Annotated in this window: 23 protein-coding genes; 14 read left to right on the forward strand and 9 right to left on the reverse strand. The window is 45.2% G+C overall.

Going from position 1 to position 21,520, the window contains the following annotated elements:
* Positions 1 to 50: 50 nt before the first annotated feature.
* Both QUA83_RS18630 and QUA83_RS18635 read right to left on the reverse strand, forming a co-directional pair.
* Positions 51 to 3,206 carry a PAS domain-containing protein gene (locus QUA83_RS18630; protein ID WP_333295010.1) on the reverse strand — a complete coding sequence of 1,052 codons (3,156 nt, stop codon included), beginning with the start codon at positions 3,204 to 3,206 and terminating at the stop codon, positions 51 to 53.
* Positions 3,207 to 3,780: 574 nt separating this feature from the next.
* Positions 3,781 to 4,719 carry a glycosyltransferase gene (locus tag QUA83_RS18635; protein WP_333295011.1) on the reverse strand — a complete coding sequence of 313 codons (939 nt, stop codon included), beginning with the start codon at positions 4,717 to 4,719 and terminating at the stop codon, positions 3,781 to 3,783.
* 390 nt (positions 4,720 to 5,109) lie between these two features.
* Between QUA83_RS18635 and QUA83_RS18640 the strand changes: the two genes are divergently transcribed.
* Complete coding sequence (locus QUA83_RS18640; protein ID WP_333261258.1) at positions 5,110 to 6,318, forward strand: argininosuccinate synthase; 1,209 nt, start codon at positions 5,110 to 5,112, stop codon at positions 6,316 to 6,318.
* A gap of 360 nt (positions 6,319 to 6,678) precedes the next feature.
* Positions 6,679 to 7,353: a hypothetical protein gene (locus tag QUA83_RS18645; protein ID WP_333295013.1), complete on the forward strand. Its 675-nt coding sequence runs from the start codon at positions 6,679 to 6,681 to the stop codon at positions 7,351 to 7,353.
* Between the two features lie 249 nt (positions 7,354 to 7,602).
* On the opposite strand, the gene QUA83_RS18650 is transcribed toward QUA83_RS18645, so the two are convergent.
* Positions 7,603 to 9,051 carry a GTP-binding protein gene (locus QUA83_RS18650; RefSeq protein WP_333295015.1) on the reverse strand — a complete coding sequence of 483 codons (1,449 nt, stop codon included), beginning with the start codon at positions 9,049 to 9,051 and terminating at the stop codon, positions 7,603 to 7,605.
* A 399-nt stretch (positions 9,052 to 9,450) separates the two neighbouring features.
* On the opposite strand from QUA83_RS18650, the gene QUA83_RS18655 reads away from it, so the two are divergent.
* Both QUA83_RS18655 and QUA83_RS18660 read left to right on the forward strand, forming a co-directional pair.
* On the forward strand, positions 9,451 to 10,284 hold the full coding sequence (locus QUA83_RS18655; RefSeq protein ID WP_333295016.1) for a CPBP family intramembrane glutamic endopeptidase: 834 nt from the start codon (positions 9,451 to 9,453) through the stop codon (positions 10,282 to 10,284).
* An 81-nt stretch (positions 10,285 to 10,365) separates the two neighbouring features.
* Entirely contained in the window at positions 10,366 to 10,740 is a 375-nt protein-coding gene (locus QUA83_RS18660) for an S-layer protein (RefSeq protein ID WP_333295017.1), read from the forward strand.
* Between the two features lie 81 nt (positions 10,741 to 10,821).
* Here QUA83_RS18660 and QUA83_RS18665 read toward each other — a convergent pair whose 3' ends face one another.
* From QUA83_RS18665 to psbH, 4 genes are all read right to left on the reverse strand, one after another.
* Positions 10,822 to 11,088 (reverse strand): DUF3146 family protein, encoded by a 267-nt coding sequence (locus QUA83_RS18665; RefSeq protein ID WP_332958583.1) that lies wholly within the window; start codon positions 11,086 to 11,088, stop codon positions 10,822 to 10,824.
* Positions 11,085 to 11,747 carry an aminoacyl-tRNA hydrolase gene (gene pth, locus QUA83_RS18670; protein ID WP_015176009.1) on the reverse strand — a complete coding sequence of 221 codons (663 nt, stop codon included), beginning with the start codon at positions 11,745 to 11,747 and terminating at the stop codon, positions 11,085 to 11,087. Before pth ends, QUA83_RS18665 begins: the two co-directional genes overlap by 4 nt.
* Complete coding sequence (locus QUA83_RS18675; protein WP_333295019.1) at positions 11,748 to 12,008, reverse strand: TatA/E family twin arginine-targeting protein translocase; 261 nt, start codon at positions 12,006 to 12,008, stop codon at positions 11,748 to 11,750.
* A 151-nt stretch (positions 12,009 to 12,159) separates the two neighbouring features.
* Positions 12,160 to 12,363, reverse strand: a complete 204-nt coding sequence (psbH, locus tag QUA83_RS18680; RefSeq protein WP_015176007.1) for a photosystem II reaction center phosphoprotein PsbH — start codon at positions 12,361 to 12,363, stop codon at positions 12,160 to 12,162.
* Positions 12,364 to 12,576: 213 nt separating this feature from the next.
* On the opposite strand from psbH, the gene psbN reads away from it, so the two are divergent.
* The 4 genes from psbN to QUA83_RS18700 all read left to right on the forward strand — a co-directional run bounded on the left by psbN (position 12,577) and on the right by QUA83_RS18700 (position 16,524).
* Entirely contained in the window at positions 12,577 to 12,708 is a 132-nt protein-coding gene (gene psbN, locus QUA83_RS18685; RefSeq protein ID WP_006633693.1) for a photosystem II reaction center protein PsbN, read from the forward strand.
* Positions 12,709 to 12,953: 245 nt separating this feature from the next.
* A complete protein-coding gene (aroC, locus tag QUA83_RS18690) occupies positions 12,954 to 14,054 on the forward strand; it encodes a chorismate synthase (RefSeq protein WP_333156308.1) in 1,101 nt (366 codons plus the stop codon).
* Between the two features lies 1 nt (position 14,055).
* Positions 14,056 to 14,967, forward strand: coding sequence for an MBL fold metallo-hydrolase (locus QUA83_RS18695; protein WP_333156309.1), 912 nt, complete (start codon positions 14,056 to 14,058; stop codon positions 14,965 to 14,967).
* A 633-nt stretch (positions 14,968 to 15,600) separates the two neighbouring features.
* Complete coding sequence (locus QUA83_RS18700) at positions 15,601 to 16,524, forward strand: hypothetical protein (protein ID WP_333156311.1); 924 nt, start codon at positions 15,601 to 15,603, stop codon at positions 16,522 to 16,524.
* Here the strand turns inward: QUA83_RS18700 and QUA83_RS18705 are convergent.
* Entirely contained in the window at positions 16,521 to 16,724 is a 204-nt protein-coding gene (locus tag QUA83_RS18705; protein ID WP_333295020.1) for a hypothetical protein, read from the reverse strand. The two genes, QUA83_RS18700 and QUA83_RS18705, sit on opposite strands and share 4 nt — an antisense overlap.
* A 797-nt stretch (positions 16,725 to 17,521) precedes the next feature.
* Here QUA83_RS18705 and QUA83_RS18710 point away from each other — a divergent pair.
* From QUA83_RS18710 to QUA83_RS18720, 3 genes are all read left to right on the forward strand, one after another.
* Positions 17,522 to 18,121: a class II aldolase/adducin family protein gene (locus QUA83_RS18710; RefSeq protein WP_333295021.1), complete on the forward strand. Its 600-nt coding sequence runs from the start codon at positions 17,522 to 17,524 to the stop codon at positions 18,119 to 18,121.
* A gap of 406 nt (positions 18,122 to 18,527) precedes the next feature.
* Entirely contained in the window at positions 18,528 to 19,082 is a 555-nt protein-coding gene (locus QUA83_RS18715) for an Npun_F5560 family protein (RefSeq protein ID WP_333295023.1), read from the forward strand.
* The gene (locus QUA83_RS18720; RefSeq protein WP_333295024.1) at positions 19,075 to 19,725 is read left to right on the forward strand and encodes a hypothetical protein; all 651 of its coding nucleotides are present in this window, start codon (positions 19,075 to 19,077) and stop codon (positions 19,723 to 19,725) included. The genes QUA83_RS18715 and QUA83_RS18720 overlap by 8 nt, the downstream gene beginning before the upstream one ends.
* A gap of 44 nt (positions 19,726 to 19,769) precedes the next feature.
* On the opposite strand, the gene QUA83_RS18725 is transcribed toward QUA83_RS18720, so the two are convergent.
* The gene (locus tag QUA83_RS18725) at positions 19,770 to 20,114 is read right to left on the reverse strand and encodes an STAS domain-containing protein (protein WP_333096247.1); all 345 of its coding nucleotides are present in this window, start codon (positions 20,112 to 20,114) and stop codon (positions 19,770 to 19,772) included.
* Positions 20,115 to 20,244: 130 nt separating this feature from the next.
* Between QUA83_RS18725 and QUA83_RS18730 the strand changes: the two genes are divergently transcribed.
* From QUA83_RS18730 to QUA83_RS18740, 3 genes are all read left to right on the forward strand, one after another.
* Positions 20,245 to 20,403, forward strand: coding sequence for a hypothetical protein (locus tag QUA83_RS18730; RefSeq protein WP_333198814.1), 159 nt, complete (start codon positions 20,245 to 20,247; stop codon positions 20,401 to 20,403).
* 57 nt (positions 20,404 to 20,460) lie between these two features.
* The gene (locus QUA83_RS18735; RefSeq protein ID WP_333295025.1) at positions 20,461 to 21,084 is read left to right on the forward strand and encodes a DedA family protein; all 624 of its coding nucleotides are present in this window, start codon (positions 20,461 to 20,463) and stop codon (positions 21,082 to 21,084) included.
* Between the two features lie 194 nt (positions 21,085 to 21,278).
* Positions 21,279 to 21,464 (forward strand): hypothetical protein, encoded by a 186-nt coding sequence (locus QUA83_RS18740; protein ID WP_333295026.1) that lies wholly within the window; start codon positions 21,279 to 21,281, stop codon positions 21,462 to 21,464.
* The last annotated feature ends 56 nt before the right edge of the window (positions 21,465 to 21,520 follow it).

The raw sequence follows: 21,520 nt of genomic DNA on the forward strand, positions 1-21,520 counted from the left end.
CCCCTACAAGAATTATGGTTAATTTACCGCCCAGGATTTAACCGCTTATCCTAACTTTTAACTTTCAACTTTTTTTGCGAAATCGGCAGTTCGATCGCAAATTCTGTTCCCCGCCCAACTTCTGAATGACACTCCAACTTACCGCCGTGCGTGTCTTTAACAATTTGGTAACTAATCGACAACCCCAAACCAGTGCCGGTGCCCACAGGTTTGGTAGTAAAAAATGGGTCAAACATCCTTGACTGAACTTCGGGACGGATACCGGGCCCACTGTCAAAAATCCGCACACACACTTGATTTTCGCTGCTGACTTCAGTAACAATGCGAAGCTGGTTAACTTTGCAAGTACAGTGGGCTGATGACTCTTCCATAGCGTCGATCGCATTCACCAGCAAATTCATAAATACCTGGTTTAATTGAGCCGGATAACACTCGACTTTGGGCAGTTTTCCGTAATTTTTAATAACTTGAATTTCCCGACGTTTTGCCTGTGACTGGAATCGGTGCTGCAAAATCACTAAAGTGCTCTCTATCCCTTCATGAATGTCTATTACTTTGCGCTCTGTTTCGTCTAGTCTCGAAAAGTTTCTCAAAGACAGGACTATCTGCTTAATTCGGTTAGCACCTTCTTGCATTGAAGCCATGATTTTCGGGAAATCGCCCGCAATAAAATCTACCTCGACTTCTGCCAATTCTTGAGCTATTTCGGGAGCGGGATCGGGATAGTATTGCTGGTAGAGCTCGATCAATTTTACCAAATCGCGAGCGTACTGTGCGGCGGGAATAATATTGCCATAGATGAAGCTGATGGGGTTATTAATTTCGTGGGCTACTCCCGCTACCATTTGCCCGATACTTGACATTTTTTCTGCTTGAATAAGCTGAGATTGAGCTTTTTTTAAGTCAGCTAGAGTTTTTTCTAGCTGTTTCGCTTTTTCTCGTTCTCTCTGTTCGCTAAATAGCAAATCTACTTCGGCTTGTTTGCGATCGCTAATATCAATATGCGTGCCCGTCATCCGCAAAGGATTTCCCAAAGCGTCGTGTTCCATCACCTTCGCTTGAGCTAAAATCCACTTCCACTCGCCGGATTTTGTCAGCATCCTAAATTCCACTTCGTAAGTAGGATTTTGGCCTTCCAGGTGAGCATTTAGCGCTGATTTAGCCGGAGATAAATCCTCTGGATGTACCAGTTTCTCCCAGGATGAAAAACTATTTGCTATTTCCTCTACTTCATATCCCAGCATCGTTTTCCACCGCGGATTAAAATAGACTTCTCCCGTGGCCAGATTCCAATCCCACAATCCCATCGCACTGCCTTCAAATGCCAGATAAAAACGTTCTTCGCTAATTTGCAAAGCTGCTTCTGCTTGTTTGCGATCGCTAATATCCATCACTGTTCCCAACAGTTTGATTACTTCCCCGGTTTCGCTAAAAACAGCTTCTCCCCTTCCTTCGACGTATATAATTTGAGCGCTAGGATGCAAAAATCGGAACTCTCTTTTGTAGGAAATGCCTTGTGAGATAGTTAGGCTGACTGTTTGTTGAAATAATTCTCTGTCGTCGGGATGACACATCTTTAAAAGTTTGGCAGATGTCGGTTCAGTTGCACTTGAGTCAAGACCAAAAATGCGGAAGACTTCTTCTGACCAAGTAATTTTATTGGTGACTAAATCAAATTCCCAACTGCCGATATGGGCAATTTTCTGGGCTGCTGCTAGACTAGCTTCGCTTTGTTGAAGTTTAAGTCGCTGTTGTTTATCTTGTTCCAGAAGAGTTGCTTGAGCGATCGCAATTCCCATCTGTGCCGCCACAGCGCTCAATAATCTGATCTCATCCTGCGTCCAGTGGCGGGGGCGATCGTACTGATGCAAGCATATCATTCCGTTAGCTTTTCCCTGGTAGGAAGTGCGGATGGATATCATCGATTTTAAACCTATTTGACAGCACAAATCTCGGACGTTTTCTAGCAGGGGTTCGGAAAAAACATCGTCAGAAACTACAGCTTGATCTTGGGACAATAAAAACTCAACGTGAGGATTGCCCTGTATGGGAATTTCTAAATCTAAAAGCGATTGAGAGGCTGTTTTTCTGTACTCAGCGACATTAGAAATTCTGGGAACTGGGTCTTCTGTATATGTGTGAATCAAGCAGCAATCGGCATTAAAAATTCGACCTATTTGAGCAGTCGCTGTTTGAAAAATTTGATCTTGATTTAAGCTGTATCGAATTTCGAGAGTAATTGTTTCTAGCAGAAATCTTTGTTTGATTTGCCGTTCCAAAGCAGCTAAAGCTGTTTTAAGTTCTAGTTCTGCTTTTTTGCGATCGCTAATTTCAGTAGCCGTCCCCAAAATTTTCCAAGGTTTGTCGTCTGCTGTTCTGGCAAACACTGTATCCACGCTAACAAACCAGCGATATTCACCATTTTTGTGCTGAATTCGGTACTCAAACTCAAAGCTTTCACCGTCTTTTGCTGCGTCAATCCTGCTGAGGTGTTCTGAGAATCCTGGCAAATCTTCAGGGTGTATTAAGTTAGGAAGAAACCCTCCTGCCATCTGCTGAATTTCTTCAAAAGAATAGCCAATATCGCTATAAATTTCGCGGTTGATATACAAAGTTCGCTGTTCTATCAAATCGGAAACATACAAAAGATTAGGATGTGTTTGAATTACTGCAGACAGCCAGCGTTGGCTGTCTCGGAGTTCTGCTTCGATCCGCTTGCGTTCTTCTATTTCTGCTTGTAGACGCGCATTTTGTGCTAAGATTTGTTTATAAAGACGGCTCAGAAGCAGTTGATTTTCGACGCGACTCACCACTTCTTCTGTTTGAAATGGTTTACTAATGTAGTCTGCCCCTCCCACCGAAAAAGCTTTGACTTTATCAAAAACTTCATTTAAAGAGCTAATAAAAATTACAGGAATATGTTTGGTTTGCGGACAAGCTTTTAGCTGTTCGCAGACTTGATAGCCATCCATACCGGGCATCATGATGTCCAGCAAAATCAAGTCTGGTGGGCTCGACATAGCAAAGTTAAGAGCCAATTTGCCATCTCGTGTCGGCCGCACTTTATATCCCCGCTTAGACAAAAGCTGGGATAAAAGCCGCAAGCTTTCTGGATGGTCGTCCACCATTAAAATATTTTCTTGTAAGACAGTGTTTTGAAGTCTAAGTGTTTCTAGTCTTGGATTTTTATCATCAGTTGTATTCACAGCAAACCCTCAAACTATTCAAGTTGTATATGTGGGAATATTTTTAAAGTCCTTAACCGCTTTTAGCTAACACTTTCAGATAAACCAGCACAACTATTGGCTATATAGCACACTCCTAAATTATCTGTCATTATATCAAAAATAATGCTCGTTTGAAAATTTTGGTAGATCAACTTATCGGAGTCGAGTGAGAAAACAGCATATATTCCTCCACTCATGGGCTAAGGAAGCAATTTTGATTAAAGCTAAAACTTTTAATTTTACAATTTTTATAAGCTGGTTTTGCCTCCCTTGAACTGGTGGCTTGGTGTGTGTTTTTTTTCAGAAGATATCCTCACGGGAAAGGTCAATTAAAACAGGCCCCTTGGTGTCAACTTAAGACTAAAATTCTTTGTTTGTCTGGTTTGTATCCAAGTCTTGAGTTCCCTAACTCCCCCTTCTTAAGCAGCGCTAGGGCAGTGTAGGCATAATTGTCAAACAGTATACCGTTACTAATTATCAGCTTAAGTTGACACCAAGGGGCCGTGAAAAACTCCTACAATATCTTATATTTTATTGGCGCTGCCGAGCTGATTTATGGTATCTTTGTCTCTGCCTGCAATTCCCCGCAAGCGGCGTACACGGCTTTCACGTTATACCAATTCAGAAAAATTCGAGCAATTTCTAAAGCTAACTGCGGCTTGCCTTGGTCAATCAACCACTGCAAAAAAGGAGTCATCGTTCGCTCGTTAAGCATCCCACCTAATGATAAAAGTCCCCACAGTATTTGGTGCAAAACAGTCATTTGAATCATCATCCGCACTTCCCAACTTGGGTGTTTGTGATAAAACAAAACTCCCATTCTCCCGCGCTGAATTTCTCGGTCAATCATGCCCGGAATTTGTTCTAAACTAAAAGGTGGATGCCAGTGATAGCCGACAGCAGCCGGACATTTAATCAGTTTCAAACCTAATTTTTTTAATCTCACTCCCAACTCTAAATCTTCCCATCCGTACAGTTGAAAGCGAGTGTCAAAAAGTCCAGCAGCCAGCAGCCAGTGACGGGCGATCGCCACATTTCCAGTAGCAAAATAAGCCGCCGAAAAATCGGTGATTTTGTAAGGCTCTGAGGTAGGATTATCGAAATTGCAAGTATTAATCACGCTGCCGTAAGTAAAAACCGCATCAGTATCTTTGTAACCCTGTAGTAAAGCATCGGCGTGTGCTTGCAAAAAATGCTCCGTTACCACCAAATCGCTGTCAATAAAAATAATCGTATCGCCCTTAGCATCTTCAACACCCAAATTCCGGGCAGCCGCCGGGCCCTGGTGAGATTGACAGATCGATCGCACATGGGGCAACAAGTCAGCATTTGCAGCCAACCACTCCAGTGTCCCGTCCGTCGATCCGTCGTCCACGACAATTACTTCATACTCTCTGACAATCTCACCGAACTGCTGATTTTCCAAAGCCAGTAGACATTTTGCCAAAATCGGTTTACGATTATACGTCGGAATCACAACACTAAAAAACACGGATTTTCCCCATCGCCACAGTTACCGTATCCCACGGTAGCAGATTTTCCCCAGCAACTCCTCCGGTAAATAGCCAAGTTTAGCAAAAAAAGAATATATAAATCTGTACTATTTCTGACAAGAATCGATCTCAATTAGGTGCATAATGAAAAGTCGGTTAAATATCACATCTTGCACCATTCTCCAGAACAGGCAAGATGCCTGTTCCACAAAAATTTAATTTTATTGTGGGGCCGGCATCTTACACTATTCTCCCGAACAGGCTTTCCGGCCTGTGCCACAAAAATTTAATTTTATTGTGGGGAGTAGGGGTTGGGCATCTTGCCCGCCCCTAAAAGGCTGATTCACACGGGGTGCAAGATGTCAGTTAAATTCAGGATGTAAAGAGCAATGAGTCGCGCTAAAAAAGTTGTGCTAGCATATTCGGGCGGAGTCGATACTTCCGTCTGCATTCCTTACCTCAAAAACGAGTGGGGTGTTGAAGAAGTAATTACTCTGGCTGCGGATTTGGGACAGGGAGACGAATTAGAACCGATCCGCAAAAAAGCTTTAGCATCCGGTGCTTCGGAATCTTTAGTTATTGATGCTACCGAAGAATTTGTCAAAGATTATGCGTTTCCAGCGATTCAAGCTAACGCACTTTACGAAAACCGTTATCCCCTTTCGACTGCCTTGGCTCGCCCGCTGATTGCTAAATTGTTAGTAGAAGCTGCGGAAAAATACGGTGCAGATGCGATCGCCCACGGTTGCACCGGCAAAGGAAACGATCAGGTACGGTTCGATGTGTCGATCGGCGCGCTCAACCCCAAGATTAAAATCTTAGCACCGGCGCGGGAGTGGAAAATGAGCCGCGAGGAAACCATCGCATACGGCGAGAAATGCGGTATTCCGTCGCCAGTGAAAAAGTCTTCGCCTTACAGTATCGATCGCAACTTATTAGGAATGGCAATTGAAGCCGGAATCCTCGAAGATCCTTGGGCGGAACCGCCGGAAGAGGTGTATTTGATGACAAAGGCGATCGAACAAACTCCCGACACACCCGAATACATAGAAATCGGTTTCGATTGCGGAAATCCTGTCAGTTTAAACGGCAAAAATTTATCACCAGTCGCCTTAATTTCCCAGCTAAACGAAATAGTTGGAAACCACGGAGTCGGGCGCATCGACATGATTGAAAACCGCTTAGTCGGGATTAAATCGCGGGAAATTTACGAAACACCAGCGATTTTAGTTTTGATGCACGCGCACCGAGACTTAGAAAGTTTGACCCTGACAGCAGATGTGACGCGATACAAGCGAGGCATCGAAGAAACCTACAGCCAAATGATTTATAACGGTCTTTGGTACAATCCTTTGAAAACAGCTTTAGACGCATTTATTCAGGACACGCAAAAGCGAGTAACTGGAACCGTGCGGCTCAAACTGTTCAAAGGAAATGCGACTATTGTCGGCCGCAAATCTGACAATTCTCTGTATAGTTTCGACTTAGCAACCTACGGCGCAGAGGACGAATTCGATCACAAAGCTGCCGAAGGATTTGTCTATGTTTGGGGACTGCCAACCCGCATTTGGTCGGAGAAAAATAGAGGTTATAAATAGGAGGCAATTAGGGTTAAAAACCTGATGTTAAGCCGCCAAATCGAATTCGGATTAACAATTCGATGTTAACCCACAGAATCGAATTGGCGGCTACACAAACAAAGTCCGCCTTCGCGGAATTAGAGTAGGGTGTGCACGTCGCACCTTATCTGTCGCAATCGCCCAACCTGTGCCAGTTGCGTAAGTCCTGTTATTATTAAAATCTGTATATGATTATTAAACTCGGTAAATAACCTGAAAAGTTTTAGTCTCATCACTCACATCGGGGTATTATACTGAAAAAGTCAGTCTAATTAATAGTTAGACCTCAGCATATTTGAAGCATAATATTTGAATCATAAGATCAGGAGAAAATTGGCTATGTCTGAAGTATGTTTTAATGTGAGCGGTCATAAAATACAATTAATTCTAAGCCTGTCGGGTAAACAAAGTATTGTTCATGATAACAAAACGATTTCCGAAAAAGGCAGCTCTCTCGCTCCGACCTCTAACCACTATTTTAAAGTCAGTGAAGATGGAAAGATGTCAAGCTATGAAGTGGTTTTCAAAGCCAAGTTTTCGGGTGTAATAGAATATAGTGTTAAACGAAATAATGTGCTGGTTAAAAAGGGTATATTAAGTGCATTCACACCCGGACTAATGAGGATATCCTTTTTTTCCATTGGTCTGGCTCTGTTCTTAAATACAATATCTTTAATTTTTATTCCACAATTTAGAGAAGTTTTCCTTCAGTCGCTTTTCAATTATATTGATGTCGGAATAAATTTGCTGTTTTCTATTGCTTTTTTGGGATTTGGAATCTCCTTAAAGAGAGTTCTTTTAAGAAACTTGCGCTTTGTGACCAAAGTGCTCTGGATTCATATAGGTCTAATGATTTTCGGCTCCTTATCACTTATTTTCCGCTACCTACAAGAAGGAATTATTTTGAGTAACATTTGGGTTATTGCTATGAGGCTTGGATTTATCTGGCTGTTTTGGTTTCTTTTGAACAATTGTGAGGCGCTAGCTCAAGAATTTAAGTCCCAATCTTCCTAATGTGAGAGTTATCCGGCGATCGTCAAAGCAGGGGGTAAAGTACGCAGGGCCACCCTTGTCAAAGTCCGAGCGAGCGATTTGCGTCATCAAAGGCGATAGTAATAATTGGTAATTGGTAATGGGTTGTTATCTTAATAATTTGTTAAATTGTCTTCAGACAAATTTAGCTTTGAGGCAGGGGTTGAAACCCCTGCCGGATTGCGGCAGGGCTGCGTCAGGATTGCTGGGTCAACGTAAAACAGCCGATCGCTAAGATTTCTGTTTTTCCACACTTCCCAAATCCAACTTAGCGCGCAACTCTTCCTTAATCCGATTTAAAATAGAATCCTCATCCAAAGAAGACAAAATCTTGCTCACCACAGCCTTTGGCCCATCATCTCCCCAAGAAGCACCATTAGCCAAATAAGCCTTAGTAACTTGACCGATACCATAGGAAGAAACCCCGGCGATCGCAGCTTGCGTCACCGCCACAGACAAATAAGGCCCTAAAGCCAAACCCCCTGTCGCTGGCGTCGCCAAACCCAACAATCCTTTCAACGAGCTCAAACCAAAATTAGCCAACAATTCCCCCGCAGTAATTCCACCCATACTAATCGCAATCTTTTGCAGCAATTCCACCGCGCCCGCTTCCGTCATCGCAATGCCGTAAACTTTAGATAAAGTTAATATCATCACCACATCAATTACCGCACCGCTAAGAATATCAACTACAGTAATTGGATTAAGTGCGATCGCCACCGATTTCGTCATTACCCCGTTCCAGATAATTCGATTAGCCGCGTCATCTCGAATTTCCATTTTTCGCTGCACCAACTGCTCGTTGATATCCCCTGCACAGAGCATCGTATTCAGCGCGACCAAAGATTTGCCTTCCCGGTCTAAAATCTCCAAAATCTTTAATTTTAAATCTTGCACTTGTGGCAAACTGCGAGTCATTTGCACGCCCATACTTCCGTCGGGACGGCGCACCGCCCTCGCCGTCAAAGGCGAAGCCGCCGCCATCACAATTTCATCGGGAGACAACAATTCTCTTACCCGCTCGTCTCTAATTTTATGATAAATTGCCAGCCTGTCTGCATCAGGATACTGGTCAATTTTATTAAACACTAATAACATCGGTTTTCCGGCTTCCCGCAACTGCGAAAGTGCGGCGTATTCCACCTTCGTAATGTCGCCCGCAACTACAAACAAAATCAAATCGGCTTGTTGAGCAACGCGGCGGGCTAAAAGTTCGCGAGTTTCGCCGTCAACTTCATCTATTCCCGGAGTATCGACTAATTCAACTTGCGACAAACGGTAAATAACGGGCGAAAGTCGATCCGGCAAATTCTCATCAATTCCCTCTCCGACATCCCACTGGCCAATAGTCGTCGTGCGAGTCACCCCGTGAGTCGGGCCAGTTTCAAACACATTTTGACCTAGCAGCGCGTTCAAAACCGAAGATTTTCCCCTTCCCACCATCCCAAACACAGCTATTTGCACGCAAGCGCGCTCTAGCTTGTCGAGCATTTTCTCCAAACCGCCAATTTCCGGTTCCAGTCCTGTTCGCTCTTGAACTGTCAAGTCGAGATTTTCTACTATATCTCGCAGCGCATCTTTAGCGTGGCGCAGGTTGAGTTCTGCCTGAATGTCTGCGAAGCTTAAAATTGTGTCATCTAATTCGCGATCGACATTTGAAAAATCCGAGGCTTCAGTCATTGTTACCTGATGTTATAGCTTTGCTTCACTTAAAGTTTCAACCGATACAATGCTATTCTAGCTTTTTCCGTCTGCTTTGTACATTCTCTCGGATTTATCCAACTCTAACTCTCGGATTTACCAAATTCTAACTCTCGGATTTACCAAATTCTAACTCTCGGATTTACTCAAGCCTGACTCAGCCAAAAGTTCTCGCATTCACCCGCAAGCCCGCCGGGGATTTAAATCCCCGTCTTATAGCAAAAGTCGGTTAAAACCGACTGCCAACCTAAATTAGATTGTGATAATTTTCAGTCCTCTTTGAGAGGACTTTCGCTATGAGACAGGGGTTTTTAACCCCTGTCGGACTGTCCGACAGACCAATAAGCCGATTTACCCAATTTCAACTCATTTACAACAATGATTAACCGCCTCCAAATAATAGCCAGTTATCCTTTTCCTTTACGTGTAATAATTTTCCTCTTAATCTTGCTAGCAATTTGGCTGCCGCTAGCAGCACCCATTTATCTCTTAGTTAAAGATAGTAACCTAGCAACTATTCTGACAATGGGATTGTTGTTTACTGAGTTTCTGTTCCTAGTGCCGCGCTGGGGAAAACAGGTTTACGGACAAACCCAATTACTCAAGAGTTACGGTTTAATCAATACGCGAAAAAACGGTTTTGAGCTTTTAATCGGATTGGCGATCGGGCTTTTGCTCACTTTTAGCTTATTTGCGGTGCAAGGGCTGTTCGGCTTAGTCGCGTGGCAAAATTCTGATAATTTGCCGAGAATCATCGCAGAAGGGCTGTTAAGCGCCCTGGGAGTCGGTTTTGCGGAGGAGTTGGTATTCCGTGGTTGGTTGCTGGACGAGTTGCAGCGGGATTACAATTATAAAATATCTCTGTGGGCCAATAGTCTGGTGTTTGCCCTTTCTCATTTTCTCAAACCTGTTGCCGCTATGCTGCGGAGTTGGCCGCAGTTTCCGGGGTTGTTGTTGCTGGGTTTGATTCTGGTTTGGGGAAAACGATCGCGCCACAATCGCCTCGGTTTGTCGATCGGGCTTCATGCAGGTTTAATCTGGGGATATTACATGATTAACATCGGGCAGTTAGTGCGATATTCGGCATCTGTTCCCGAGTGGGTGACAGGAGTTAACGGCAATCCGCTAGCTGGGGCGATCGGGCTGTTGTTTTTGAGTCTCTTGGCCTTGGGAATGCGAAAAATGTCTGAACATTCCAAAGGTTTCGAGTAAGGACGAAGATTCCTTATTTCCCACAAGTCTGAGGACTAAATTCCTCACTACCAACCAACTTATTCAGAAATTTATAAACTTATGAAACTCAGCATCTTTGCCACTACTACACTGTTAATCTATACAGGTTTGTTAGCTCCGGCAAACGCACAAACTACCGCACAAGTCAAGCCAAATAATTCTTTAGTTCAAGTGCAGCCAACGCGAGAACAAATTCTCAATGCTTGCGTGCAGAATCAGGGGGAAACCCTGCCAAATCCTTTTACCGATGTACCTTCCAATCACTGGGCTTACAAAGCTGTTTTGACAATGTATTATTGCGGGGCTTACCGAGAAGGGATGAACCCTGCTTTAATTAAAGAATCACTGGAATCGGGACCTCCTACTAGAGAAAGTTTGCCTTCCCGATCGCCCTTTCCCAATTTCCCATTACAGCCATTTCCCGTGATTAATTAAAGAATGACTGGCATCGGGATATCCTACTAAAGAAAGTTTTTATTCCCGATTACCTTTGCCACATTTCCCATTACCAAGATTTTAAAACTCAGCCCGAACCGTAAACGAATAATCCCCGCCCGGTTCAAGCTGATAATCCCATTTTTCCAGAAAACGGTGCAGCGGTTCCTGAATCAATGCCCTACCCTGAGAAGGCTCAAGAATCAGTGTTTTTTCTGACGTGAAACGCCACTGAAACTGCCACTCAAAATTGCCGGCAGTCACTTCACCCTCAATCGTGCCTTTTTGCCAAGATTGACCAGTAACCCGGACATATGCAGTTGTTTCAGGCAAACGTCTCGAACTCACCTTTTTGTTTCCGCGTTTGTTTCTGCAATTGTGCGACTATTGTAAAGGCTCATGGCTTTTTCTACTCCTTGGTGCAGACTTAGTTCCACAGCTTCTACAACCAGTTTAAGCACTTTCTCTACTAACTGACTTTCCTCTGAGGAAAATTTTCCTAACACGAAGGAAATCGTATCTTTCTCATTTTTAGCAGCATCGTTTTGAGGTTTGCCGATGCCAATCCGCAAGCGGGGAAATTTGTCTGTGCCCAAATGAGAAATTGTCGATTTCATGCCGTTGTGTCCGCCGGCGGAACCGGCAAGCCGCATTCTCAATTTCCCGATCGGCAAATCCATATCATCGTATACTATTAATACCGACTCCGCAGGTATTTTGTACCAATCCGTCGCCGCCCGAATCGCTTGACCCGACAGATTCATGTAAGTAAGCGGTTTCAGCAAGCGGATTTTCTGTCCCCGCGGCCGGTTTCCCTCGCCAAATATGCCTTGAAATTTGCGATTTTCCGACAGCGAAATCTGCCAAGATTTAGCCAAGGCATCGACAGCATTAAAGCCTATGTTGTGTCGGGTGCGATCGTATTTAGGTTCGGGATTGCCTAACCCAACTATTAGCTGGGGAATCACTAACTCCGCTGGTGTTTCCGACTTCTGAGTGTTGTTCATTTAAGTGTCTGTGCTATCTTCCTTGGGCTTCGCCGCCGTGAGTTTTTCAGTTTCCGGTTTGCTGCTAGTTGCTACTGCTTCTTCTAACTGCTTAGCTTCCCGCGTGAACTCCGACTCAAAATCCCGCGAAGCATCTTGAAATCCGCGAATTGCTTTCCCCATACTCCGGCCGATTTCAGGTAATTTTTTCGGGCCAAATACCAATAGGGCGATCGTAAAAATAACGGCCATTTCGGGCAAACCAATGCCAAAAATATTCATGGTTTTTCTCCAGCAATTTGTTTAGTTACTTCTTGTTTATTTATGGCAAAAGTAATCGGAAAGGGTAAGGAAAAACGGGAAAACTTAGCTTTTACCCTTTCTCCTCAACCCTCAGCTTTTACTTTTAGCCTTACTGTTTTGTGATCAATTTTTAGCGGCCTAGGCTCGACCAATCCATATCCACACTCTCCAGAATCAGAGAAGAGTTGTAGATTTGCAAAATAATCAACAAGAACACGAAAAACAGTCCAATGAAAACGCTCATCAACAGCGTGGTTCCCCAGCCGGGGGCTACCTTGCCGTATTCCGAGTTAAGGGGTTTGAGTATATCTCCTAACCAAGTCCGTTGTGCCATAAGTCACCTGCAATGAATCTCTACAGAAAAGTTTGACATATTTCTACCGCTAATTGCGATCGCAATTTCTCAGAAATGCTGCAGGGGGGACTCGGAAAACAGGGAGTGGCGGTTGGCTGCCATACCGTACAGCGCCTAAAATCACGAGACTTTCAGACGGATTGTTATTTTTTGTAATATTATAGAGTGGAGCACTCATAATCGATCAAAAATATGGAACCCGCAGCAGTTCTCGGCATTTCACTGGGCGTGTGTCTGGTGGCAATCACCGGATTCTCGATATACACGGCTTTCGGTCCCCCTTCTAAGGAATTGAGAGATCCTTTTGAAGAACACGAAGACTAAAGAAGAAGGAAGCCACAACACGGATTCGGACACGGATACACGGATGAATTTAAGTGTGTTTCCAGATATCTCCTATTCTCTGTCTCTCCCTCTCTCCCTGGTAGATATTCTTCTAGGGGTGGGAAGGGAGTGATGCTGTGAGGCGATCGCCTGTCGCCTACTCGTCAAATGGTATATTTTTCATAAATACAGTAAATCTCTATTCCATTTAAGCTAAAAATTATTAGGTGTCAGGCTAAAGCATCATGGGGAACACATTTGGGCATTTATTTCGGATATCGACATTTGGGGAATCTCACGGCGGCGGTGTGGGAGTAGTAATTGACGGTTGCCCGCCCCTGGTGTCGATCGACGCATCGGAAATTCAAGCCGAACTCGATCGCCGCCGCCCTGGCCAAAGCAAAATTACCACGCCCCGCAAAGAAGCAGATACCTGCGAAATTCTGTCGGGGGTGTTTGAAGGCAAAACTTTGGGAACGCCGATCGCAATTTTAGTCCGCAATCAAGACACTCGCCCCCAAGATTACGGTGAAATGGCGACAACTTACCGCCCTTCTCACGCTGATGCTACCTACGATGCCAAGTACGGAATTCGTAACTGGCAAGGCGGAGGTCGCAGTTCGGCGAGAGAGACAATTGGTAGAGTAGCAGCAGGCGCGATCGCAAAAAAAATTCTCAAACAAGCAGCAGGAGTCGAAATAGTCGGCTACGTCAAACGCATCAAAGACTTAGAATGTGTCGCCGACCCGGACACTGTTACCTTAGAACAAGTAGAAAGCAACATCGTCCGCTGTCCAGATGCCGAATGTGCCGAAAGAATGATTGAACTGATCGAAAAAGTTCGCGACAGCGGAGATTCGATCGGCGGTGTAGTCGAATGCGTCGCCCGCCATGTACCCAAAGGGCTGGGAATGCCCGTATTCGACAAACTCGAAGCCGACTTGGCCAAAGCCATCATGTCCTTGCCCGCCAGCAAAGGCTTTGAAATAGGTTCCGGGTTTGCCGGGACTCTGCTCAAGGGCAGCGAACATAATGATGAATACTATACTGATGATAAGGGTGTAATTCGTACAGTGACGAATCGCTCTGGTGGAATTCAGGGTGGGATTGCTAACGGCGAAAATATAATTTTGCGGGCGGCATTCAAGCCGACTGCGACAATTCGCCAGCAGCAGCGCACCGTTACCCGAGAAGGCGAAGAAACGCTGCTGGCTGCCAAGGGACGGCATGACCCTTGTGTTTTGCCAAGAGCTGTGCCAATGGTGGAAGCGATGGTAGCTTTAGTGTTGTGCGACCATCTGCTGCGCCATCACGGACAATGTGGAACCTTAAAGCCTGAATTTTAAAATGGAAATCAGCTTGTCCTCTGTAGCGGCAACTCCCGTTGATTGCCCTCAACCCTCCGAATCAATAAAAGGTATAGATGATTTTGTCGTACAGTTCTGGGGCGTGCGGGGCAGTGTTCCGACACCCGGACAGGAAACTGTTCGCTACGGCGGCAATACTTCTTGTTTGGAAATGCGAGTCGCTGGCAAACGCTTGATTTTTGACGGCGGAACAGGCTTGCGGATGCTGGGAGACCAGTTGGTGCAAGAAATGCCTGTGCAAGCTTATATGTTTTTTACTCACTATCACTGGGATCACATTCAAGGTTTCCCGCTGTTCGCCCCAGCTTTCATCCGCGGCAATAGCTTTGATATTTACGGGGCGACTCCGCCGGATGGAGATTGCATGAAAAGGCACTTCGTTGAACGGGTGCTCCACTCGAATTCGCCGGTGCCGCTGATGGGTTTGCAGGCAGATTTGAATTTTTACGAACTCAATCACAACCAGACGATGATGCTGGACGATATTGAGATTAGGACGGGTTCTCTGAATCACCCGAATACTGCTATGGGATATCGGGTGAGTTGGCAGGGACGATCTGTTGTTTATTGTTCGGATACTGAGCATTTTCCCGATCGACTAGATGAGAATGTCTACAATTTAGCCCTCGACGCTGATGTACTGATTTACGATGCGATGTACACAGATGAGGAATATCACAACCCCAAGTCTCCGAAGGTGGGTTGGGGACACTCGACTTGGCAGGAAGCGGTGAGAATGGCTAAGGAGGCCCGCGTGAAACGAGTGGTGATTTTTCACCATGATCCGGCTCATACTGACGATTTTCTCGATCGCATCGCCGAAGATGTGCAAATCGCTTTTCCGAAGGCTGTCATGGCCCGCGAGGGTCTGATTTTGCCGATCGGCTTCTGAAAAGTCGCCTAGGCGAGCTCGATCGAACCATCAACCGATCGAACCATAATTGTTATGTGAATATGTGGATCTGGGGCGAAACCAGCTCCACAATTTTTTTTAATACGCAGCAAACTCTTAACTGCATGGTATAATTCTTGCTTGTTAAGTTTTTAGCCAGATTATTTAAGGTTTTTTTTATTCTTCAACCGCGTCCGCAAGACGCCAAGACGTAAGATAATTGGAGGATTGCCCAGGGTGAAAAGGAGACTGTTTTGAATGTCAACAAACACGGGGAGGCGAGGATCTCGCACGCCTGAGTGCTAGTCTGAAGCCAGTAGACTTCCACAAGCCTTGTTACAGATTAATTATTAAGGACAAAAACTGAAGTTATAGCTCGGATCAAATAAAAGCGCGATCGGTTTTTTGGGATCATGAATATTGACAACTCTCAAAAGCTAATAGCTTTTAGGTACAAACTGAGAAAATTTTCAGCAGTCAATTTGACTAACCAGAAAGAAACGATGGCTCTTGGGTTTGGCAGTAGCTGCGGCAAGCGAATGTTATGACTTGACTATCAAAATGGGAAATTTACGTTTTAGATCTTCAGCACATCAATACAGATGGATTGCCCTAGGCAGTTTTGCTGTAATTATGGGTATTTCAGGCGCCCTGGCCTACCGCCTCGCCCCGCCCCCCGGATTCATGGCTCAAGGCACTCTCACCTCTAATAATCCGCCAGTCAAATTTTCGACCACGGGTACCACAATTCTCAAGCAGGGAGAGCAACTCACCCCGGAGGTTCTCCTAGCAGATAATGTTGTCAAAGCAGTGGCAGATGCAGTTAAGCTGTCGCCCCAGCAAGTTCGACAAAATGCTAGTGTCAAGATTTCTAAGCCGGAACAACCCCTAGAAATTGTGGTTGGGTATCGCTCGCTCGATCAGGAGCAAGCAATCCAAACGGCGGATATGTTGATGAAGGGCATGGTTGAAAAAAGCCGCCTGATTAACAGATATCGGTGGCAATCAGTCAATCAGTCGCTCAACCAACGCTTGGCACAAGTCACTCAAGACCTGAAACAAGCTCAGCAAAAACTCGACCAATACGAAAGAGAGCGCGCTCGCCTGTTGCAGCAAATGAAGCTTCAGCAAGACTTTTACAACAAAACTCAGCTTGCAATGGCGGATACGCAAGCGTCGGAAAAAGAAATGGTTAGCAGTTTGGCCGCCGCTACAGTGCCGCAAATTGTGGCGACGCCCACGAGCGATCCGACAGTGCCTCTGATTTTGGGAATTGGCTTGCTGCTAGCAATTTTGGTCAGCCGCGGTTTGATTCCTTCGGTGGCGGATTGGAGGTACAAAGCAGCTTTTCAGCGAGAAGAGAGCGAAAGGCTCCAAAGTGCTTTGTACCGACTGATCAAAGAAGGCCGGGGCGAAATAACTCTGGTGCGGTTTGCGATGGAAACGCGACTGTCGCCGGATGTCGCTCAGCGTTTTTTGAACCAACAAGCTGAAGTTTTTAATGCCAATTGCGAAATTAAAGACGACGGCAGCATTTTGTATCACTTCCACATTTAAAGGGCTGCGAGCGATCGCAATCCACAGAAGACTTTAGCCGATCTGGGCATCACTGCTCGATCGGCTTGTTTTTTTCTTAATCTGATATCTTGCACCATTGTCAGCAACAGGCAAGATGCCTGTTCCACAAAATATAAATTTTCTTGTGGAACAGGCCGGAAAGCCTGTTCATAAAAGACTAATTGAGAATAGTGCAACATCTCAGTTAATAGGACTTATATCAGGTTCTGTCGATCGACTATCCCCCTCTAGGTAGGCGCGGGTTTACGGGATGTATAACTTATACTACTACTACAGATTTGGGTCAACCCGCCGACGCGATCTGGCGTGGCGGTGATTTGACCCGACATGATATTAACCTCAACCGGGTTTCTTAGCTTGTAAGATGCCCCGGAGCTAAAAATTGCTCGATCGACATAGGTGTTGACTAACGTAGAACACCCGAAGATTGGGCCAGTTTGTCCCAGACTGGCTAAAAAATATTTTTTTTGTTTCTGCTTGCTTTTTGCTTAAACATATGTATAATGATAAAAAATCAGTAAATGTACGGTTGCTTTTTACCGGAGTTACCTGATTAAGGGTTAATTTATCCTTAAATCTTTCTTAAGGTCTAACTCAACTCAGTAGAAATGCTGTAGTATAGAGCAATAACGGATTCAGGTAGGTTATGTAGTTTCACATCAGAAACTCGATCGGGCAAAAGCCTGAAATCAAACTCTCCGACTGAAAGCGTACATTTTCATATTGAACTTTTGTAATCACCTAGAGGCTAAACCATGATTTTTGGAATAATTGGTTCAACGTTCCTAGCTTACTTTTTGCTAATGTCGGTCGCTAATTACGGCGACACTGGAATGTAGATTAGTTAAGGCACTTATGCACCGAGACATAAGGCAGCAGGCAAAAAAAGCTGTTTGACAACTTCTTGACAACTTCGATTAAGTCTCAGCTTGGGCCATGTCTGTCATGTCAGAGTAGTGTCTGATCGGACAAAAAAATGGATGAAGGAGTCGTTAAGTACCGCTGTGACTGGGAAGAAGCAGACCCTGTAGCTGCCCGGAACATAGCAGATTTGATGGACTGGCGCGATCGGCTCCACGCTTGGGGATTAATTGGCGTCTACGAAAATGGCATAGGGTTTGGCAACGTCAGTGTCAGACTCGGTAATTCTTGCCAATTCGTGATTTCGGGAACCCAGACTGCACACTTGAAGACTCTGGGACCAGAATTCTACTCTACTGTTACCAAATTTAACTTAGAACAAAATTTCCTCGGCTGCCGGGGCCCCGTACAAGCTTCGTCGGAGTCCCTGACTCACGGGGCCCTGTACCTTCAGAGAGAGGACGTGGGCGGGATAATTCACGTCCATAATCCTCAGCTATGGCAGCAACTGCTGTTTAAGATTCCTACTACTAGAAAAGAAATACCTTACGGCACTCCCCAGATGGCCTTAGAAATGTTTAGACTTTTTGAGGAGGAGAATTTGGCCGATCGCAAAATTCTGGCGATGGCAGGTCACGAGGACGGCATTATCTGTTTTGGCGGCACCGTGGACGAAGCTGGCCAAGTGCTTTCTGCTGCGATCGGTTACACATGAGATATTGAACTATTCTCAAAAAAAGCTAAGAAACCAGGTTTATTGACAAAAAACCTAGAATTTTACCTGTGTCTATGGGAACTGAGATGTTGCACCAATATCAATAGTCCTTAATCCTTTTTTGGGCGGGTTCTCCTGCCCAACCCCTACTCCCACAAAAAATTAATTCTTTGTGGAACAGGCATCTTGCCTGTTCTTGATAATGGTGCAACATCTCAGTGCCAAGAAACTAAGGTGATGACGTGGATGCCTGATTTGAGTTAGACTGAGCTTTACCCTTGACATCGGGCGGCTGGCTCGATTTAGCCTAATGGGTTCACAACTTTTGAAGTGCCTCTTGCCTCTGCGGTAAGGGAAAGATATTTTTAAAGAGAAACACATTATATAACAAAAGCTGAGAGTCATCGTGAATCAAACTAAACTTGTAAGCTCAAAAGAATTGCAATCAGAGGTATCTCGTCTCACCGAAGAGCTGCAAATGCGCGACCAATTGGTGCAGCAGTTGTCTCAAGAACTTTTCCGGCTGGTGAAGGGCAATTCTAGTTTTGTGCCGGCGCCGGAAGTTTCCGATCGCCACCAAGCTCAAATGCAGGCAATGCGGGAACAACTCCAAGCTGTTGAAGAACAGGTGGGTTTTTATCAGGAACAAATCGCAGAGCGGGATACTGAGGTTTACCAACTGCGGCAGTCTGTGCAAGAATTGACGGATCGCTCTCGGATGCTAGAACAGGTGGTTCAGGAATTGCCGGGGGTTTACCGCCAGAAGTTTGCCGAGCGACTCGATCCAATTAAGGAAAAGTTGGAGCAACTGCAAAAGGAAAACCGCCAGTTGCACACTGAGTTGCAAAGCGTAACTTACCGTCTCGCTGTGCGGAGCCGCAAGGCTAAGGGCCTGGATCTGCCGAGCGTCGATGCTGAGGACGATCGGGGAATTCAAATGCCGAGCTTTGGCAATGTCTAAGGTTTTGATTGTGGCGGGTGGTGAGAATGATCCGGCTGCAAGTCTCAAGGCGGCGATCTCTCAATCTCATCCTTTAACTGAAGTCAATATCTGTGGGGTTTCTGAACTCCATTCGGGCGCGATCGATCCGGGTGGGGCGATCGTTTGTCCTTTGACGCTGAATGTGCCAGAAAATCTGGTTTTTCCGGCTCAAGATGTGTTTCGATTTTGTGGCAATGTTTCGGCGGCGCGCGATCGAGTGTCCCAGGAGCTGCTTTTTCCCGTCGGTGCTGGCAATTTTTGGCTGCCTGTGGTGTTGACGGCAAAGGGGCCACTGTATGCTGAGGTGATCGGTGGCGAATCTGAGAAGCAGTCTGGGGAGTGGAGTTACTCTCAACCGGTGCATTTGTCGGATGTTTGGCGACAGCAGTTGTATGAGTTGGCTTACGGCTTGCTGAATCTTTTAAAGGCGCCGCCGGCGACTTATTTGATGCAGTTCGGGTTTGTAGGGGAAAGGATTTGTTTCGATCGACTTTGGCCTTTTCCGGCTGCACCTGCGATCGCTTCTGTCGGCGTTCAAGTGCCGGATTTATTTGTTTGTCATTGGTATTGCTTGACAAATAAACCTATTTATGATATTGAAATTAACTCTGCGGTTGCTTGAAGTCTCTTGGAAACTTGAGATTTAAACTCGGGATCTCATTTTAATCAAGCAACTAAAGCCGGAGTTTCAGTGGAGATAACTTGCTCGAAACTGTCGAAGATTTCAAAGAGTTGGTCGAGTTGAGTAATTTCAAAAATTAGCTTGACTGTGGCTGAGAGGTTGCAGATGACGAGGCGGCATCCCCGGTGGCGGGCGGCGTTGAGTCCGCCGACTAAGGCGCAAATCCCGGAACTGTCGATGAAATCTACGGCGGCCATGTCTATTACCCAGAGTTTGTGGCGATCGGGCACAATCTCGGCTAGCTGTTGCTGGAGGAGGCTGCCGGCTTGGGAGTCGAGGCAGTTGTGAGGTTGAAGGACGATGGGTTGGTTGAAGTTGGGAAATTCCATAGCAGTTATCCTACGATCGTAAAGTATGAATAAGTTAGTTTATTTGCTGACTCTGTTGAGAGACTCAGGGAATTTCAGCTAAGGTTTTAGGATGCGCGCTCGAGCTAGGGAATCGGTGGGGAGAGCCGTCGTGATAAATTTAGTAGGAAACTGGCTGGCGATCGCGCGGAACGCAACTGCAACAATTCTCTATTCATCTAGTATGCCTGAAAGGCTAATTTTTAGTTGGGCCAGCGATCGCGACAACAGTGTGTTTTTCATCACAGCGAAAGATTGCACTATTGGCTGAATCGAGCCAATATATAAATGTATTGAGCTTTGCAAAAGTTTACGAAGGCAGTATCGAATGTCTTTTGAGTTTTTATCGTTAGAGACTATTCAGCAGTTTGCGCGTGATTACGGCTACTGGGCAGTATTTCTGGGAATTTTGCTGGAAAATCTGGGAGTTCCTCTTCCAGGCGAGACTATTACGATTGCTGGCGGGTTTTTAGCTGGCAGCGGGGAACTGAATTACTGGTTTGTGCTCGGCAGTGCGATCGCTGGTGCTACATTGGGGGGAAATTTTGGTTATGCGATCGGCAGGTACGGCGGCTGGCCACTGCTGCTGAAGCTGGGACAATTTTTCCGCTTCCGAGAAGAACAACTGTTTGACTTAAAAGAACAGTTTAGCAAAAATGCAGCTAAGGCCGTATTTTTGGGCCGTTTCATTGCCCTGCTGCGAATTTTTGCTAGCCCCCTAGCGGGTATTGCAGAAATGCCTTTTTGGAAATTTTCGCTGTTCAATGTTCTGGGTGCTGCAAGCTGGGCATCTGTAATGGTGAGTTTATCCTACTTCTTGGGACAAGTTGTGTCTTTAGAGAAATTGGTAGCTTGGGCTGCTCAATTTGCGGTATTTGCTTTGCTGTTAGCAGTTGCTTGGATTGCAATTCCTATTTGGTTGGAGGCGCGGAGTTTGGACAAGACTAAGTAGGGTTGCCATCCGTTACCCAAAAAAATCAATATTCTTGTGGAACGGGCATCTTGCCCGTTCTTTATAAGAGTTGAACATACGAGCTTAAACTTACATTTTGTGCCAAGATTAGCAACGGGCTAGAAGCCCGTTCCACAAACAATAAACTTTTTTGTAAAAAAAACGAAACCATACATTTATAATAGGTATAAATCATGGGATACACTACAATTTTTGACGGGATATTTCCTTTAAATAAACGGTTATTAGACAGCGAAGCTATTTACTTATTAGAGTTTTCTCGAACTCGACGGATGAAGAGAAATCCGGCGATTTTGCAAAGTATTCCCGATCCGGCGAGAACAGCGGTGGGTTTTTTGGGGAGCATCTCAAATATGTAATGAGTATAAATACTATTCAGGCCAAAGCGAAATTTAAATAAGCACAACGATGTTTC

Origin of the sequence: Microcoleus sp. K1-B1 (assembly GCF_036704705.1) — a bacterium.
GTDB lineage: Bacteria > Cyanobacteriota > Cyanobacteriia > Cyanobacteriales > Microcoleaceae > Microcoleus.